This window comes from Anabaena sp. CCY 9910 (genome assembly GCF_963920875.1).
Lineage (GTDB): Bacteria > Cyanobacteriota > Cyanobacteriia > Cyanobacteriales > Nostocaceae > Trichormus > Trichormus variabilis.
This window is the reverse complement of record NZ_CAWUDJ010000004.1, coordinates 184,096-201,215: the sequence shown is the minus strand read 5'-3', so window position 1 is coordinate 201,215 and position 17,120 is coordinate 184,096. Positions and strand designations below refer to the sequence as shown.

The window sequence follows — 17,120 nt, the reverse complement described above, 5'->3', positions numbered from 1 at the left end:
GTAGGTAAGAATATAGTAAATGAGCTAAATATCAAATTAGGCTATTTTTTACTGTTCAATAAGTTTTAATACTTCACCACCTGAACTGCCAATTCAGATTTATATCTAACTTTATTTTCTATCATTTTACTGTTTATTCATTCAAATTTTATCAACTAATTATTTAAAGGATGAGTTTAGCCCTTATTCATGGGTAAGTTAATCTTGTTAGCTCCAATATTTAGATAATGGCTGTGAACTTTCCTCAAGAAGTTTTGATGACTCAAAATTTATTGAAGGCATACTTACAGTAAATTAATCTATCTATGAATTTAAATACACAATCAATGAGATTTTCTGTAAATAAATTGACTAACCAAAAACAACAATATCCCAGGTTTTACTATGTCAGCAATCCAACTTTCTAGCATCCTCAATAATAATGTTTATACTGAAAACTTTAATACCTTACGTACTTCAGGTAACGCCACTTGGGTTAATGACAGCACTATTAATGGATGGTACACAGCTCGTACTGGTACTGGAACCCAAATTTCTACAACTAATGGCAGCACTAGTACTGGAAACTTATACAGTTTTGGTACTGTAGGTAGCACCGATCGCGCTTTAGGTTCCATCGGTTCTAATTCCACCGGAACTGTTTTTTGGGGTGTCCGCTTAGTTAATAATACAAACATCACCCTCAACTTTCTGAACGTCACATATATAGGTGAACAATGGCGTAATAGTGGTGCAGGCACTCAAACAGTAGATTTTCAGTATCAAGTCGGTGCTACTAGTATCACTGGCGGTACTTGGATAGATGCTAATAACCTTGACTTTACCAGTCCTGTAACTGGTGGTACTGTAACGGCTTTAGATGGTAATGCAGCAGCTAACCGTACTTCCATATCCGGTAAAATCAGTGGTCTGAATCTAGCACCAGGCCAAGAAATCTGGCTACGTTGGAGCGACATCAACCATACAGGTAACGATCACGGTCTAGCCATTGATGACTTTTCTTTATCATTTGGTACTTTTGGTACAAACGGCAACGATACTCTACAAGGTGATAACTTTGAAGACTATATAGATGGTTTAACCGGTAACGACATCATCACAGGATTAAAGGGAGATGACATCCTCATCGGTGGCGGTGGTAATGATCAGTTCATCCTCAATGCAGGAGATGGAACAGATACCATCACTGATTTTGGTGGTGCAGGTACTCGCTTTAATCCATCCTCCAGTATCCGAGCAGAAATGGATCTCTTGAAATTTCAAGGCGCTGGTATGACTGCTCAAAATATGCTCCTCACCCAAAATGGTGCTAATTTAGAAATTACCTTCGAGGGTGTGGCTAATACCAAGGTCATTTTGCAGAATTTTCAGATGCAAAACCTGAATAACTTCCGGGAACCGCTCCTCAGTCAGCCGAAAATAGGCAACATTCTATTTGAGGGAGACGGTAACATTATTCAAGATGTCTATGATGTTTACACTGCTACCCAAACCGACAGAACCAACTTTAAAAATAATGCTGTCACTTTCCTGAATGACCTTGATAACTACTACGTTGGTCTCAATGGTTCTAACGATGTTATTAATGGTCAAGGTGGTAACGACACAATTTATGGTTTAAGTGGTAATGACATCCTCCGGGGTGGAGATGGTAATGATATTCTCATTGGTGGATTGGGTAATGATATTTTAGTTGGTGGTAGTGGTAATGACCTATTTGTTCTACAAGCAAAGGGTGGAACAGATATAATCAAAGACTTTGTAGACGGTCAAGACTTGATTGGTTTAGCAGGTGGTTTGACCTTTGGACAATTAACCATCACTCAAGGTACGGGTGTAGATATTAATAATACTTTAATTAGAATCACTAGTACCAATGAATTAATAGGTATCTTAAATGGAGTTGTCAGCAGTAATATTACTGTCAGTGATTTCACTGCATTTACTTAAACGTATGAAAGGTTATTTATAAAGTATAAATAAAATTCCTGTAGTGGAGTGTCAAGGCTAAAGTAGTGGAAAAATATAGCTCTTGTGGGATGGGCTTCTAGCCCGTCTTGTGTCGGCAAGATGCCCACACTGGAAGATAATCCCAGTGTAACATTTAAGGCTTGCCACGCTACTACTGGATTATTATTTATCTGTTCAAAAATTAAAGATGATTCCTATATGCAGATTTTGTGGTAAAGATTTTGGTTCCCAAAATAAGGACTAAAGTCCTTACTACGAGCTTATTCATACTTTAAAATTGCTTTTGCAGACGATTTCCATCTGTTTTGCTTTAACCGTAAATCGATTGAGTAAGAAAAAAGAAATAAGTACTATTACTTATCATGAATATAGTAAATTTAAATACTTTCAGTAAAATTTCTGATGTTGCTTAAATATACAACGGGCTAAATTGTTTTTGCGCTTGTTCAGGCGTAGCAAAAAACCACACAAGTTATACCTACACGACCATGAAAAAGATATATTCTTTAGCATCTTTAACATTGGGTACAGTAGCTTTAGTTAGCAATTTCTTTTCCGCACCTGTTAAGGCAGCCACCGCCGATGTTGACATCCAAGCCAACGTTCCAGAAATTATCTTTTTGGAAACCTATGATACTCTCACCTATGACGTACAACCTACAGATTTAGCACCTGGCTATACTAATGGAGTTATCCAGACTGTAAATGGTACTTTTGATGCCGCAGGCACAGTTGATAATGCCCTCAACGGTGGTGCAAGTGCCACCGTTGCTAACGGCATTGTAACAATTACTAACCCTATTACCCTGTACAAGACTTGGGGTATTACTAGCACTGGTAATATCGTACATGGGATTGCCAATAGTGGCACTGCTGTTGCCTTGGATTCAACTAGCGGCAACAGTACAGTTTCCTTCACACCTACTCTAGCTTCCTCTACTGATTCTGCTCCTGGTTTAGATTATGCTAACGCTCTGACAGGAGACGTAAGCTTTTCATTCGACTTTTCTGCCACCACCGAATCTGGTTTGCACACAGGCGGGATTATTACTGTCACAGCTACAGCTAACTAAGATATCTGCATTTAGTTTCCCAGAATAGAGTCGATAATGGCAATTGATATCGGCTCAGAGCAAAATTTTTGTGTTAGGTAAATAGTTTTCATGTGTATCTACGCCCTAACCCATAGAGCTGACAGTCCGCACACATAAACAAGCGTAGTCCATCTAAGACACTTGTAGATTCACGTACTCAGACTTAGTGACTCTGAATCTAAGCCATGAGTTATAAAGTTTAATTATTTCTGCTCTGTCCGTAATCAATTGCCATATTTTTTAGTTCTCTGATTTAAATAATTGCTGAATGAAGAATTTGATGCAGCGCCAATATTTTCTCAGCATCACAACGATTGTTCTGGCTCTCTATCAATTCTGTACTGCGGGTATAGCATCTGCTAATCCAACTTGTACAAGTACTAATGACGGATGTATTGTCATTGAAAATGAAATACTAGAAATTAGCCAAGAAGATATCTTACCAGATGGTCGCACTGTGAATCTAAGTGGTCATGGAGTTATAGGTGAAACTTCCTTAAATACATCTAACCCGTTCTTAGTTAATACACAAATTAGCAAGACAATTAATAATCTCTGGCAGTTCCAAATAGATAGTAATAATCTTAATAGTTTACAGGTACAATACACCCCTTCTGGAAATTTTTCACTTACACAAGGAAGCTCCGTAATTATAGTAGATATTGACCCTCTAGCACCCATTGTTATCGGACAAGGTGCAACACCGGATAGGGTGATAGTCCAAGGAGGAGCAACTTTTACTTTAGACTTATCACAAGTAACAAAATCCGGTATTCATTCTGGTAGTTTGCAGTTAACAATTACAGAATTTTAAACAATTAATCTATTTATTATTAATGATGAACAAGCAGATAAAGCTAACTAAAACACTAAGAAATGTTGGGCTGAGTATCTTAGCAACAGCGAGCGCAGTTGCTTTAGCTTGTAATTCTACTTCAGCTATTTCTATTGGTGTTAGCCCTCCACGCTTTGAGTTAAAGCTTGACCAAAGAAGGTCTAGTACTCAGTCTTTTCAAGTAGTAAATAACGGAAAAAAACCATCGACTTTTAGAATCTATACTCAAGATTGGACACTCGACGAAAAAAATAATATTAAAGCCGTACCAACTTCTGAACAGTCGCTGTCTTCATCAATTGTAGTTAACCCAGTTAGGTTTACTATTCCCCCAGGAAAAGCTCAAAGTGTCAGATTTTCCGTGCGTCCCCGTGTACAGCCTAAATCCGGAGAACATCGAGCTTTTATCTTTATAGAAGAAGTTCCTTCTGAAGATAGGGACGCAAGTCCTAAAAGTGTAGCTGATGTGAGAGTTGTTGGACGTTTTGGGGTTGCTGTCTATGGTTATGTTGGTGAAATCAAGAGAGTTGCTTCACTCAATAAAATTACTGTAGATACTAAAACTGGCCCCGTACAAGCAAATTTTGATATTTCTAGTCAAGGTAATGGCTATGTGCGGATGGCTGGTCAATATGCTATTTGGCCGGCTGCTAAATATCCAGGTGCTAATGCTACTAAACAAATTGCCAATTTAGAAAAGAAAACTACAAAATTACCAGAAAATGTCTTGAGTGCTGGTTTCTTACCTAGAAGCCCCATATTACCAGATACTCGTCGTCAAATCCCTCTCCGGATACCACAAAAACTAACACCTGGTCAATATGTTTTAGACATTAACGGTGAATTGAATGGGATCAAAATTGATCAAGGTATCCCTTTCAGTGTGTCAGTTTTAGCGAGTACTCCTCAAAAGCTATTAACCAGTCCTGCTGATTCGTCTCGTCGTAACATCATTCCCAGACGCACAAGATAGCATTTGTTGGTACATCAACTGCGATTTTTCAATTGATTTAACTACTTTCTTCCCCAACTACTTTGCAGTCAAGAAATTTCTCGACTGCTTATAGGAACATTTGTGTTTAATTAACTATGTTTTACGATCGCCCCCCAATTTCCCCCCCACCAATCACACCACATTCGTTAGTAAGTTCTATTCCCACACCTCAAGATAATGATCATAGCCAAACGGCTGATACATTTAAGTATGCGATCGCTACTCCCAGTGCATTAGAAACTTTTCCCAATGAGTTTTCCACAGGTGTTGCACCACAGATTTTTACCACAGAAAATTTTGATGAAAAGCTAATTGCTCAACACATAACCAACACTTTATTAGCTGAAACTAACAGTTCTAATCCTATTACTCACACCCAAGAAAGCTACATTGCTGATAGTAGTAAACAATCCCCTAAAGCTGAATCTTCTCAACCAGATCCTGGCAACCCAGAGAAAAATGTTAATGGCACAGTACCCACAAATTCATCAGACACAATTACTTTCACCGACACAGCCGATTCAGGCATCGAAACTTTATTATTAGGAATTATTATCAACCGAAGAGAAGTAGGCAGTTTAGACGTTATCCGCCGTGGTAAAACTTTACTATTACCCCTAGAAAATTTTGCCCAAATTACTGGTTTAACTATTACAGTTAATGGTGAGACAACAGAAATCAAGACACCTTTAGGCGTGGTAAAACTCGCAGCTAATGAACTGGAAAGCATCCAAGGAACTACTTACATTAGCGATTCTCTATTACAAGAAAAACTCAATACCACAGTTGAATTAAGGTCTTTAGAGGCTGCTTTAATTGTTGGTTTACCTTGGTTATCAGGTAGTAGAGAAGCGCGAAATGCAGCAATTGATCTAGAACCAGAAGTTAAAGCACCGCTAAGTGGATTGTCTAGTTTTAGACAGGAACTTAATGTTGTTAATGATTCTGGTGGTACTCGGTTCCAGAGTTATAGTTTGTTGGGTGGGAGACTCGCTGGCGGGACTTGGCGTATACGTTTAAATAATAATTTTGAAAACTCTCCTAACTTAGCTGAATATTTTTTCTATAAACGTAATGGCAGATTTCTTTATCAATTAGGTCGCCAACAAATCAGTGTACATCCACTATTAAATGGGCAAATTTTAACAGGCGCACAATTTGGTTACACTAATTTACCCGCAGATCGTTACAGACAAAGTTATAGTGCTAATCAGTTAATACCCAGAAGTTCTCGTTCCGTACAAACATTTCGCGGCGAAGTTCCGCCAGCCAGTTTTGTGCAACTGCGAGTTGGTAGTAGAATAATTGCCCAACAGCAGGTAGGATTTGATGGAAGATACGAATTTTTTGATGTAAATTTGCCTGCTGGACAAAATAATTTAATTGAGGTTTTAGTTTACGATCGCAACAATTTCAGTGTACCTATTGAAATTCGCTCTGTGAGACTCAACACCTCAGATTTACTATTACCTCCAGGTGGTAACGTACAGTTATTGGGTTTGGGTTTTAGTGGTAACTTAGCTCAAAATGCTTTTTCTGACGACTATAATACCTCTGATTCTGGTAGCCTTGTGGGCTTTTATCAATTTAGGCAAGGTCTATCAGATAATTTTACTGTTGAAGCTGGACTACAAGCAATTCCGAATACTTTCCAAACTCAAGTAGGTGCAATTTGGCGTATAGCCAATCCTGTGATTTTATCGGGTAGTGTGGGTACGTCTTTTGGTAAGCTTGCCTATAATACAGATTTAGATATTCAATTAGGTGGATTAGATATAAATGCTAATTCCCAGTTATTCCCTGAAGGTTATAGAAGTGATAATGGCTCAAGAGAAAGATACAATCATAGCTTAGAAGTAGGTTATCGCTTCAATAGTAATTTGAGGTTGGGAGTTTTAGCACGTAGTCGCAAATCTGATTCAAACTCAACTGAATACATTGCACCTACTTTCTATTTCCGTCCCTCCAATAGTTTATATTTTACAGGTAGACCTGACACTGAAGGGCAATATCTGTTTTATTCGGCATATCAACCTAATGCTTTAACTCGATTATCATTTAGTAGCTTTGGTGATAACTATGCTACAGATTTCAGTTATAAACTAAACAATAATTATCAGTTATCTTTGGGCAGTGATTTTGGTGGTAATCTACCAGCTCGCTACCTTGCTACAGTAAATTATTATCCCAGAAATATTAGAGGATTTAGTTGGAGGTTAGGGCTTGCTTATCGGGATGGCGATGTGGGGCCAATTGTTGGTGCTAGCACCCAATTGATACCGGGTCTATTTGCTAGAGTCGAATATCAAGCTATACCTTCCAAGGCTAGAAGTAATTTTGGTGGATGGGGAGATGATCGCCTGACAATTTCTCTAGTATCCGATTTATCATTCTCTGATGGTAGAATCTCCCCAGGTAACTTTAACTCTTTTGGTAAAGATAAGGGAGCGATTTCTGGACGTATTTTTGTCGAAGGAAGTAAAGAAAGCTTTGATTTAGGCGAGTCTAGTGTCCGAGTTACAGACAAATACGGTAAGATTATCGGTGGTGCGAGAACCAATGCTCAGGGTAACTTCTTTGTCGGTAATTTGCCAGAGGGTGTTTACATAGTTGAGGTCGTTCCCAAAGACTTACCCATAGAACTTACCCCCCTGAAAACTACCACAATTGCCGAGGTTGCGGGTGCGGCGGTAACTAAGTTGAGTTTCCCTATGAGGGTTGAATATGGCATTGCTGGACGCATTACAGATAGTGCAGGTCTGCCCGTACCGGGTTTAGCGGTAGAACTTGTTAATGCTGAAGGTAAAAAAGTTGGAACAGGCGCAACTGACGAATTTGGTCTTTATCGTGTAGATGGTCTTCCGACTGGTCAATACACATTACAGGTTCCCAATCAAAGCAACATCGATCGTAGTAATAGCCTGCCCAAACGAGCCATAACTATTGAGAACGATTTTGCCTATGACCAAAATCTGCAATTACCCATTTCCGCAGCCACTAAAGATGCACAGGAAGCACCAAAGTTACCTAATCCTTAAATTTGCGTGTTGTTGAATTGACGTATGAATAAAGAAAAGCAAAGATAAAAATCTTTACTTTTTGGAAAAATTTAATTTTATTTCTGCAACAACACCTAATTTTAAATATTTAAGTGTGGCAATTATATTTATTAGCCAGATACTTCACCTTAATGCCCCATTTCATCTACGATATGAATTGTTCTCCCCTTCAATGGGCTGCATTAGGTTAATCTGCGATCGCTATGCCTAAATCAAAAAAAAGCTCTAATTCTATTAATTTAAACGATCCTCAATACTATCTTAACCGGGAGTTAAGCTGGTTAGAATTCAATAACCGAGTTTTACATGAAGCTTGCGACTCACGCACAAAACTATTAGAAAGACTTAAGTTTTTGGCAATTTTTAGTTCCAACTTAGATGAGTTTTTCATGGTGCGGGTGGCAGCTCTAAAACAACAGGTAGAAGCAAAGGTCAGCAAACTAACACCCGATGGACGCACACCCCAACAACAATTAAATGATATTCGCCTGAATCTCATACCCCAAGTTACAAAACAGCATCAACATTTTGAACAAATAATTCGCCCCTTGTTAGCTAGTCATGGTATCCATATTTTGGATTACATTAACTTGACTCAAAAACAACGCAGTTATCTAGATAACTATTTTGAAGATCAAATTTTCCCGGTTCTGACACCCTTAGCTGTTGACCCCAGCCATCCCTTTCCCTACATTTCTAATCTCAGCTTGAATTTGGCTGTTGTGGTCAAGAATCCAGAGACAGAAGAAGAATTTTTTGCCAGAGTCAAAGTTCCCAGCGTTCTCCCTCGGTTTTTGCCCCTACCGCCAGAGTTAGCATTTCAAGAGAACGGACAAGCAGCTAACTGGGTAGGTGTACCATTAGAGCAGGCGATCGCTCATAATCTAGATTCCCTCTTTCCAGGGATGAATATCCAAGAATATCACCCCTTCCGCATTACCCGCGATGCTGACCTAACTCTGGAAGAAGACGAAGCTGATGACTTGTTACTGGCAATAGAACAAGAACTGCGTAAACGGCGTATGGGTGGTTCTCCCGTCAGAATCGAAATTCAATCCCAAACGCCAGAACTCATCCGCACCAGATTACTGCAAGACCTAGACCTGACAGAACAGGATGTCTACGAAGTCGATGGTCTGTTAGGACTACGTGATTTAATGTCCTTTATGGCTTTGCCATTACCAGAACTCAAAGATCCACCACGCCAATCTGTAGTACCGATGCGTCTACAACGATTGCGAGAACCAAACTTAAATCCTGATGTTTTGGAGTTAGAGGAAGGTAAAGACTTTTTCTCCGTTATTCGAGAAAAAGATTTGTTCGTACACCATCCTTATCAATCTTTTTCTGCCACAGTCGTGCGCTTTATCACCCATGCAGCCCACGATCCAAATGTCTTAGCAATAAAAATGACTTTGTATCGTACTTCCGGCGATTCACCTATCGTTAATGCTTTAATTGCGGCGGCAGAAAATGGTAAACAGGTATCAGTTCTAGTAGAACTTAAAGCCCGATTTGATGAAGAAAATAATATTTATTGGGCAAGGCGCTTAGAAAGAGTAGGTGTTCACGTTGTCTATGGCTTAGTAGGTCTGAAAACTCACTGCAAAACGGTGATGGTAGTGCGACGAGAAAAAGACCGGATGCGCCGTTATGTACATATTGGAACTGGCAATTACAACCCAAAAACAGCCAGACTATATACAGATTTAGGATTGTTTAGTTGTCGAGAAGAATTGGGTGCGGATATTACAGATTTGTTTAATTTCTTGACTGGTTATTCACGGCAAAAATCTTATCGAGAATTGCTAGTTGCGCCTGTAAATATGCGCGATCGCTTTTTGGAGTTAATACGTCGGGAAATCACCAACGTACAGAATGGATTTTCAGGTCGTATTGTTGCCAAAATGAACTCTCTTGTTGATCCACAAATTATTGCGACTTTGTACGAAGCTTCCCGTGCTGGCGTACAAATTGATTTAATTATTCGAGGCATTTGCTGTTTGCGCCCAGGTATTAAAGATATCAGTGAGAATATTCGCATTATCAGCATTATCGGCCGCTTTTTAGAACACTCCCGCATCTATTACTTCCATAACAATGGACAAGAAGAAATTTTTATTGGTAGTGCAGATTGGATGAGCCGTAACTTAGATCGGCGAGTAGAAGTAATTACCCCGATAAAAGACCCAGATATTGCTAAGGATTTGCAAGAAATTTTGGGAATTTTGCTAGCTGATAATCGTCAAGCTTGGGATTTACAAGCTGATGGTAGTTACATTCAGCGCCTTCCGGGAGAAAATTGTCCAGAAACTAACTCACAGAAAACTCTCATGAATATGGCGTTACGTTCAACGGGAATCGCTACAAATCTGATCGATTCACCAAAAAGTCCTGCATATAAAGACAATTAAATCAACCAAATTTCCCTGCAAACATTAACTTTTCACAATTACTCTAATTAATCTTTATGGTTACGCACAAATTATTCAACCATAGGATAGAGTAATCATTGGTACTTGTTCCCATAAACTATGGAAAATATCGTATTTAGTTATTCCTGGGAATGTTAATGTTCTCTTGTGAGTCCTCTACCTTAAAGGTTCTAGTGGTTGACGATCATGAACTGACTCGTTTAACCTTACAATTAGCCTTTTCTAGTCAGGAAAATATCCAAGTAGTCGGTTTAGCCAGTAATGGTCAAGAAGCGATAGAAATGGTAAGAGACAGTCATCCTGATGTCATTGTTCTAGACTTACAAATGCCAGTCATGGATGGTTGGAGCGCCTCTTGTCATATTAAAGCCATTTCTCCCAACACACAAATACTAGCTTATTCGTCAGTAGAAGATATACGTTTTCTTGACACAAAGACAACTTCTAACTTTGATGATGTTTGTAAAAAAGATGTGCCTACCAAGGAACTTATTGCTTTGGTAAGGGAATTGGGAAGACGTGGGGCGAATAGTTCAATTTCCCAATAAATACATTTGCTACGTCGCTTAACTAAATCGGTATAGTTGAAAATGGGGACCTGAAGAAATTTTATCATTCAGAAGCGTCGGTAAAATCGTTATTTGACGGTAAGACCGACGCAATTTTATTTAATTGTTACCTGTTTCGGGAATAGTGCGTTTATATTCTTCTATCAATTCGTCCAGTTCTTCCAACGCTTGATTAACATCAACTCTTAAAATGCCTAGATTCGGTTGCTCTAGAAGGCTGAGCAAATACTCACGTTTACTTTGAACTGCTGTAATTCTTTCTTTGAGAGTTGGCAAATCCATGATTTTTGTATCCTAAAAGCGGCTTCAAATTTAAAGTTAACTCAAAAAAGGCTCGTTATGTAGTTGGCATAAGAAGGAAAATCAAGGGTTTGAGCAGAGACTCTTCCCTAAGTTGTCACTCATAACAGATGATAATAAAACTAAAGTGTTAAGAATTTATACTATCTCATGTTACGCCAAATCTCTTTGGGAACAATTGGTTTAAGTATCGGTGGCATATTAACCATCGTGGGGTTTGTTGCCTATGCTGCAAATAATGCCACACTAAACCTGGTCGGATTCTTTTATGGGTTTCCTTTACTTTTAGGAGGACTAGCTCTCAAGGCTAACGAACTCAAGCCCATATCCTATAGCCAGACAACAACAGAGTCAGTGTTACTCTTGCGCCAACAGCAAGCGACTGTCACCCAAAATAAAATCCGTAAAGATATCACTCGATATTGTTACGGACAGAATGCTCACTTAGACGGAGCGCTGTCTTACTTGGGTTTAAGTCCTTCAGATGAAGACAGACCCATAGTTACAGGTCTACGGGAAATAGAAACTAATGGAGCTTATACCCTAATTTTAGAATTTGACTCGCCTGAAATACCAGTCAGTGATTGGCAACAAAAACAAGAAAAGATGACCAAGTACTTTGGACCAGGAGTTGAGATAAAAATTACTCAAGTGGGTGAAGATAAAATCGAATTAGCATTGATTACTCTTAGTCAAGAGCCAATAGCCCAAAGTAATCGCCAATAACTAAATAATTAACAACTTACTTTTCTAGTCGCACCGCGTACCATTGTAAATATTTTCCCGCACCTACGTCTAACTCACAACTGGTATCGATCAAGTGTTGGGCTTGGGCTGGCAAAGAATCTAATTTTTGTAGCTCAAGGGGTAAATCCGAAAAATTAATTTTTTGTAATTCCCCCTTGAGCTTTTCTAGTAATTCTATTGTGGTGAGAAACTTTTCTGGTTGGTTGGTTTCTAGGACAACAAAGTTATCCTGTTGATACATTAATGGATCTGGCATTGTAAGGATGCTCTAAGTTATGTCAAATGATTTTACTAAGATAAATTAGATTTTTATAAAAATCTATTACAATGTTGTAATTCATCTAGATGTATGTAAAAATTTCTGAATTTTTAGGAAAAAATAACTTTTGTAGTATGTGATGAGTCTTTAAAATCCAGATATCTTGAGCGACCATGAATGCCAATCGCCCGAATTTATATTATATTTATTTACATTTTAAATTCAAAAACATATTTTTAAATCAGCTTGTCAAGAGGAATCTTACTTAATTGAGTAGCTGATTAATAACACTAAAAAAATCATTGTGTTAATAGCTTGATAATAAACTTATACAATCTCAGTAATTTTCTTGAATACCAATCACTATCAAGCTTACAGGATGTTTTCAATCGCTGCAACTTAATTGAGAGCAGGCCTGGGTTTGGGAAATATTTTCCTGGTAATTTGGCTATTCATATATTGTTTTATTTTTTTAAGTTTATATACAAAATAACCCCTGGAGTGAAAAATTAGGGTTCACATTTAAAGTTTTGCTTAATAGAGCAATTACGCTTTATCAGACGGGAACTATAACAGTAATATTTCTTATCATGCCTATAAAGAATCAGTGTAATAAGCAACTACCTTTGTTCTGCCTATTCAATGTATACCCGACATAGTATTAATCCAGATTCTGGGTTACAAATTATCGAGAAGTCCATAGCTACAAAAGATACAGGCTTGCTATCTGTTTCAGTATTGATGAATGCCGTACAAACTTTTTTCTACACACTCACCAAGATTTTGCTGAAATTATGACTACAGGTAATTTAACTATGGAGGTGGAGCTTTTCTCTGTTTTTCAGTCCTCAGAACTCTGATTTTCTACGGAACGCATCTCATGTCAGGCATAAGCCCATATTCTCTTTCTAAAAAACCTCCCTTAATTTTGGTGGCTGATGATGACAAGACCATCCGAATGCTGTTGCGTGAAGCTATGGAAAAAGAAGGCTATCGAGTAGTAGAGGTCACAGATGGTAAACAGTGTCTAGACGCTTATGAGGCTGTTAAACCAGATATAGTGTTGCTAGATGCTATGATGCCTGTAATGGACGGTTTTACGTGCTGTAAACAATTACTACAAATTGCCAGAAATAATCTAATTACCGCATTGGCAAATCTAGATACTGATTCCGGCTTAGGAAGTACGGTGATCTCCAGATTGTGGGAACGTACACCTATCCTAATGATCACTAGTTTAAACGATGCAGAGTCCGTAGATCGTGCTTTTGAAGCTGGCGCAACTGACTATATTACTAAGCCAATTCACTGGGCTGTGTTGCGTCAACGCTTACGAAGATTACTACAGCAAGCACAAGTGTATAAACAGTTAGAAGCTGCGAACATGGCCTTACAGCACTTAGCCAATGTGGATGGTTTAACTGGATTAGCTAATCGCCGCCGCTTTGATAATTATTTAAATACGCAGTGGATTAACTTGGTACAGAAAGGCGCTCCCTTGTCTTTGATTTTGTGTGATATTGATTATTTTAAATTTTATAATGACCAGTACGGACATCCGGCTGGGGATATTTGTTTACAAAAAGTAGGTTCGGTTTTAAGCTACAAAGCTCAGAAGCATCAGGATTTAGTTGCCCGTTATGGTGGCGAAGAATTTGCCGTGATCATGCCATATACTCATGCAAAAGGAGCGATTTATGTTGCCCATACCATACAAACCAGTGTCAGAGATTTGCAAATTACCCATGATAAATCTGCTGTGAGTCAACATATTACTCTCAGTATGGGTGTTGCTACCATAACTCCTACCTGGGAATCTTCACCTTCTGATTTGATTGCGGCGGCGGATAAAGCACTTTATAAAGCGAAGGAATCAGGACGTGACCGTATTTGCCAATGGAAAGGTAGTCAATAGTTTTCTTTTCCCCTTGCTCCCTACCAATCCCTAGCCCCAATCTCTAAGATGGATAAACGGGTAGGGTGAAGTGGAACCACGCTCCACCGTGGGGGTTAGAGTCTACCCAAATTTGACCGTAGTGGGCGCGTATTATGCGTTGGCATAAGGAAAGACCGATGCCGTAGCCTTCTTTGGCTTCATCTCGTTCTAAGCGATAGTGATTTTCAAATATACGCTCTCGATTGTCAGTAGGAATACCGGGGCCGGTGTCGCCAATACTAAATTGGACTTTTTGGGTAGTGCGGTGTAATCCAGCAATGCTAATTGTGCCACCTTCTGGAGTATATTTGATGGCATTATCTAACAGATTGATCAGTACTTGGCGGATGCGTTCGGGGTCGGCGTAAACACAGGGCAAATCTTGGGGAATATCTGTTTCTACTTTTTGCGCTTTGGTGGTGTAGCGATCGCGCAATTCTCCTAGTACTTCTAAACAGAGTAGACCTATTTCTGTTTTTTGTGGTATAATTATTAGCTCTGTATCAGTACCGCGACCCACCTGTAAAAGATCCGCAATCATTTTATCAATTGTTTTAGCTTGAGTGCGGGCTTGTCTTAATAGGTTGACTACTAGGGCGGGTTTTAAGCGTTGAAATTGGCCGATATCTGGGTTGTAGTTAGATTGTAGGGTTTCAATAGCGATCGCTGCTGCTGTGAGGGGATTGCGGAGGTCATGAACTAACATGGCAATTACGCGGTCTTTAAACTGTAACTGCTCTATTAATTTTTCTTTCTCTTGTTTGAGATTGAATATTTCGTCTGACAGCCGTAACAGTTCCGCCGAAACAGCAACAGAATTGATAGTAGATGTAGGTTGTGCTACCCGTCCATTATCATCTACACGCTCTTGCAAGTCTTCTTGCAACTTTACATAGGTATCTACTGCTGCTTGCCAGCGCGGCCACAAATTTTTCAGTTGGGTGATGATGTTACTACCGGCTAAAATCTGCCTGGGTTCTGGATGAATTTTAATTAGAGCTGGTGTTGCTACTAACTTAAAATGTTCTGCCAAGTAAGGTTGTTGCCCGACATCAATGATTTGAAGTTCAAAGTTATACTCAGCCTGCAAGTCTTTTAAGTAAGCACGGATACGCTGCACCTGCTGTTTGGACTTGGGTCGTCCATCGATGAACAATAACAGCTGGAGTGGAGCCTCAGAATAAATAGGCTGATCCTGGGAAACTTGCATGGAATCGTGTTTCAGCACTGGTAACAACCCGGCGACGCTTTGCGGAAATTAGAATAGACTGACAGGTGTCGATGGTCGTTCTTTTTTCAATTTAATATCTATTTTAGGTTTTTACTACACCTATCCACACAGGGTTTTTGAGATGAGATACATATTTCTTGGCCTTTTATTACCTTTTTGTGTTGCTAGCTTGGAGAGAAATGCTCTTGCCCTAGAATATCAGTCTCCGTCTCATAATCATACTCTGGCGGTTGAGTCAACTGATGGAAATTTTTATACTCAAGCTAGTTATCTGCTTCAGCAGCAGTTGGATTTGATTGTACGCATTGAACAAGCTTTAGTTTCTCCAGATGCTAATCGGATGCGTGCTGTACGGGGACAATTAATTTTTCAAGCTAAAACGGTAGAAAGTTTTCTCCAGCGCTACAAGGGCGATAATTTTTGTCATCTTGCAAACGATTCCCCTGACCAGTTAAGCGAATCACAAACAAAAATTTATTGCGCGCTGTCTGCTTCTAGCCAGGAATTATTAAAGCTTGCACCTGTGCTAGATAATCTTTTGTCTCGTCGAGGTGAATTAGGTTTAGTTAGGCGCTTACCCTTGGTGAGTGGTGAACGTAAGTTCGATCCAATACTGACTATTGCACCAACACAACAGCCAGACCTGGGGAAGCCAGCAGTGCCTTTATCAACCAGAGAACCAAATTTAGCACCGACCAATCAACAGACTACCACAGTGACTTTGCCATCTGCACTACCAATTATTGGCAGAGTTGCGAAAACAGCTATAGCTAATTATCTACCACCGATACAACCTGCGATCGCACCACCTGATACGGCACTGCATATACTGGCAAACGCCAAGCGGTGGTTGACAGCAGCGCAGATAGGATTTCCCCCAGAAACAAAATTTAGAGATGCACAGGAAACAGCGAGAGTACTTGACCGTTTTGCTTACGGACTTGACCCACAAGAACCGGAAACTTACGCTAAGTTTTTAAGATTGCCGCGTACTGGGATTTTTCGGGTTTTACCTGCTTCTGCTTACCAGCGTCCGCTAAATACTTTGTGGAATAGATTACGGCCCAACGTGAGTGAGCGCTATTCTTTTCCAACTCTGGGTAATCCTCAGGGAGGACTTAATCCTAGTTTAACACTCCAGGTTGTAGAAGAGAACTTTCAATTTCTGCATCAGGGCATAGACTATAGTTTTATGGTAGATGTGGGTGATGTGCCATTAGAGAAATTGGACGATAGCCTGAAATTCTTACCCTCATCAACAAAAGATTTTTTCTTAAACTACCAACCCCCCAAGCAACTTTGGTCTTTACAAGTAGACAAAAGACGGTTTGTGACTGGTAAAGACCAAAGTTGGCAGCAAAATCAGATAATTCTCACCCGTGCCACCGCTAAATTGAATCATACTTATTTAGTGCGATCGCTACAATTCCAACTACCAGAGATTATTCTCAATGGTCAATTTGCCAATTTAGACAAGAGCAGCTACATAGACCAATTAAAACAAATTCGCAGCAGCGATATGATTATTGCCTTTCGAGCAGTCCGTAGGCGTTCTGATGGTAGTTATACTATACTTTGGCGGGTGTTAAATGAGTTACCAGCACCACAAATTCAAGACTAATTGACACAAGTTGCTAGTTACTTAGTCTTAATCGTCTTGTGCGTGTCAGTTGTCAGTTGTTACTAAAAC

Annotated in this window: 14 protein-coding genes; 11 read left to right on the top strand and 3 right to left on the bottom strand. The window is 39.4% G+C overall.

Going from position 1 to position 17,120, the window contains the following annotated elements; all coding sequences use genetic code 11:
• The first annotated feature begins 384 nt into the window (after positions 1–384).
• The 7 genes from ACM5QX_RS05825 to ACM5QX_RS05795 all read left to right on the top strand — a co-directional run bounded on the left by ACM5QX_RS05825 (position 385) and on the right by ACM5QX_RS05795 (position 10,936).
• On the top strand, positions 385–1,950 hold the full coding sequence (locus ACM5QX_RS05825; protein ID WP_414752770.1) for a calcium-binding protein: 1,566 nt from the start codon (positions 385–387) through the stop codon (positions 1,948–1,950).
• Between the two features lie 509 nt (positions 1,951–2,459).
• Positions 2,460–3,044 carry a hypothetical protein gene (locus tag ACM5QX_RS05820; RefSeq protein ID WP_414752769.1) on the top strand — a complete coding sequence of 195 codons (585 nt, stop codon included), beginning with the start codon at positions 2,460–2,462 and terminating at the stop codon, positions 3,042–3,044.
• A 301-nt stretch (positions 3,045–3,345) separates the two neighbouring features.
• Complete coding sequence (locus ACM5QX_RS05815; protein ID WP_414752768.1) at positions 3,346–3,879, top strand: hypothetical protein; 534 nt, start codon at positions 3,346–3,348, stop codon at positions 3,877–3,879.
• A 22-nt stretch (positions 3,880–3,901) separates the two neighbouring features.
• Complete coding sequence (locus ACM5QX_RS05810) at positions 3,902–4,873, top strand: molecular chaperone (RefSeq protein WP_190568574.1); 972 nt, start codon at positions 3,902–3,904, stop codon at positions 4,871–4,873.
• Between the two features lie 116 nt (positions 4,874–4,989).
• Positions 4,990–7,932, top strand: a complete 2,943-nt coding sequence (locus ACM5QX_RS05805; RefSeq protein WP_414752767.1) for a carboxypeptidase regulatory-like domain-containing protein — start codon at positions 4,990–4,992, stop codon at positions 7,930–7,932.
• Positions 7,933–8,156: 224 nt separating this feature from the next.
• Positions 8,157–10,367 (top strand): polyphosphate kinase 1, encoded by a 2,211-nt coding sequence (gene ppk1, locus ACM5QX_RS05800; RefSeq protein WP_011319898.1) that lies wholly within the window; start codon positions 8,157–8,159, stop codon positions 10,365–10,367.
• A 152-nt stretch (positions 10,368–10,519) separates the two neighbouring features.
• On the top strand, positions 10,520–10,936 hold the full coding sequence (locus tag ACM5QX_RS05795; protein WP_041456259.1) for a response regulator transcription factor: 417 nt from the start codon (positions 10,520–10,522) through the stop codon (positions 10,934–10,936).
• 120 nt (positions 10,937–11,056) lie between these two features.
• Here ACM5QX_RS05795 and ACM5QX_RS05790 read toward each other — a convergent pair whose 3' ends face one another.
• Positions 11,057–11,239, bottom strand: a complete 183-nt coding sequence (locus tag ACM5QX_RS05790) for a hypothetical protein (RefSeq protein ID WP_011319900.1) — start codon at positions 11,237–11,239, stop codon at positions 11,057–11,059.
• Positions 11,240–11,407: 168 nt separating this feature from the next.
• Between ACM5QX_RS05790 and ACM5QX_RS05785 the strand changes: the two genes are divergently transcribed.
• Positions 11,408–11,983, top strand: a complete 576-nt coding sequence (locus ACM5QX_RS05785; RefSeq protein ID WP_414752766.1) for a DUF2854 domain-containing protein — start codon at positions 11,408–11,410, stop codon at positions 11,981–11,983.
• Positions 11,984–11,999: 16 nt separating this feature from the next.
• Here the strand turns inward: ACM5QX_RS05785 and ACM5QX_RS05780 are convergent, their stop codons facing one another.
• The gene (locus ACM5QX_RS05780) at positions 12,000–12,260 is read right to left on the bottom strand and encodes a chlororespiratory reduction protein 7 (RefSeq protein ID WP_011319902.1); all 261 of its coding nucleotides are present in this window, start codon (positions 12,258–12,260) and stop codon (positions 12,000–12,002) included.
• Positions 12,261–12,905: 645 nt separating this feature from the next.
• Between ACM5QX_RS05780 and ACM5QX_RS05775 the strand changes: the two genes are divergently transcribed.
• Both ACM5QX_RS05775 and ACM5QX_RS05770 read left to right on the top strand, forming a co-directional pair.
• Complete coding sequence (locus tag ACM5QX_RS05775) at positions 12,906–13,061, top strand: hypothetical protein (RefSeq protein WP_153228441.1); 156 nt, start codon at positions 12,906–12,908, stop codon at positions 13,059–13,061.
• 82 nt (positions 13,062–13,143) lie between these two features.
• Positions 13,144–14,178 carry a diguanylate cyclase domain-containing protein gene (locus ACM5QX_RS05770; RefSeq protein ID WP_414752765.1) on the top strand — a complete coding sequence of 345 codons (1,035 nt, stop codon included), beginning with the start codon at positions 13,144–13,146 and terminating at the stop codon, positions 14,176–14,178.
• Between the two features lie 43 nt (positions 14,179–14,221).
• On the opposite strand, the gene ACM5QX_RS05765 is transcribed toward ACM5QX_RS05770, so the two are convergent.
• Complete coding sequence (locus ACM5QX_RS05765; protein ID WP_414752764.1) at positions 14,222–15,427, bottom strand: histidine kinase; 1,206 nt, start codon at positions 15,425–15,427, stop codon at positions 14,222–14,224.
• A 124-nt stretch (positions 15,428–15,551) separates the two neighbouring features.
• Between ACM5QX_RS05765 and ACM5QX_RS05760 the strand changes: the two genes are divergently transcribed.
• Positions 15,552–17,051, top strand: coding sequence for a hypothetical protein (locus tag ACM5QX_RS05760; protein ID WP_414752763.1), 1,500 nt, complete (start codon positions 15,552–15,554; stop codon positions 17,049–17,051).
• Positions 17,052–17,120 lie beyond the last annotated feature (69 nt).

Bases quoted from the DNA above. Each gene is read 5' to 3' on its own strand.
- ACM5QX_RS05825 (WP_414752770.1), top strand. From the start codon at position 385: ATGTCAGCAATCCAACTTTCTAGCATCCTCAATAATAATGTTTATACT.
- ACM5QX_RS05820 (WP_414752769.1), top strand. From the start codon at position 2,460: ATGAAAAAGATATATTCTTTAGCATCTTTAACATTGGGTACAGTAGCT.
- ACM5QX_RS05815 (WP_414752768.1), top strand. From the start codon at position 3,346: ATGCAGCGCCAATATTTTCTCAGCATCACAACGATTGTTCTGGCTCTC.
- ACM5QX_RS05810 (WP_190568574.1), top strand. From the start codon at position 3,902: ATGATGAACAAGCAGATAAAGCTAACTAAAACACTAAGAAATGTTGGG.
- ACM5QX_RS05805 (WP_414752767.1), top strand. From the start codon at position 4,990: ATGTTTTACGATCGCCCCCCAATTTCCCCCCCACCAATCACACCACAT.
- ppk1 (WP_011319898.1), top strand. From the start codon at position 8,157: ATGCCTAAATCAAAAAAAAGCTCTAATTCTATTAATTTAAACGATCCT.
- ACM5QX_RS05795 (WP_041456259.1), top strand. From the start codon at position 10,520: ATGTTAATGTTCTCTTGTGAGTCCTCTACCTTAAAGGTTCTAGTGGTT.
- ACM5QX_RS05790 (WP_011319900.1), bottom strand. From the start codon at position 11,239: ATGGATTTGCCAACTCTCAAAGAAAGAATTACAGCAGTTCAAAGTAAA.
- ACM5QX_RS05785 (WP_414752766.1), top strand. From the start codon at position 11,408: ATGTTACGCCAAATCTCTTTGGGAACAATTGGTTTAAGTATCGGTGGC.
- ACM5QX_RS05780 (WP_011319902.1), bottom strand. From the start codon at position 12,260: ATGCCAGATCCATTAATGTATCAACAGGATAACTTTGTTGTCCTAGAA.
- ACM5QX_RS05775 (WP_153228441.1), top strand. From the start codon at position 12,906: ATGTATACCCGACATAGTATTAATCCAGATTCTGGGTTACAAATTATC.
- ACM5QX_RS05770 (WP_414752765.1), top strand. From the start codon at position 13,144: ATGTCAGGCATAAGCCCATATTCTCTTTCTAAAAAACCTCCCTTAATT.
- ACM5QX_RS05760 (WP_414752763.1), top strand. From the start codon at position 15,552: ATGAGATACATATTTCTTGGCCTTTTATTACCTTTTTGTGTTGCTAGC.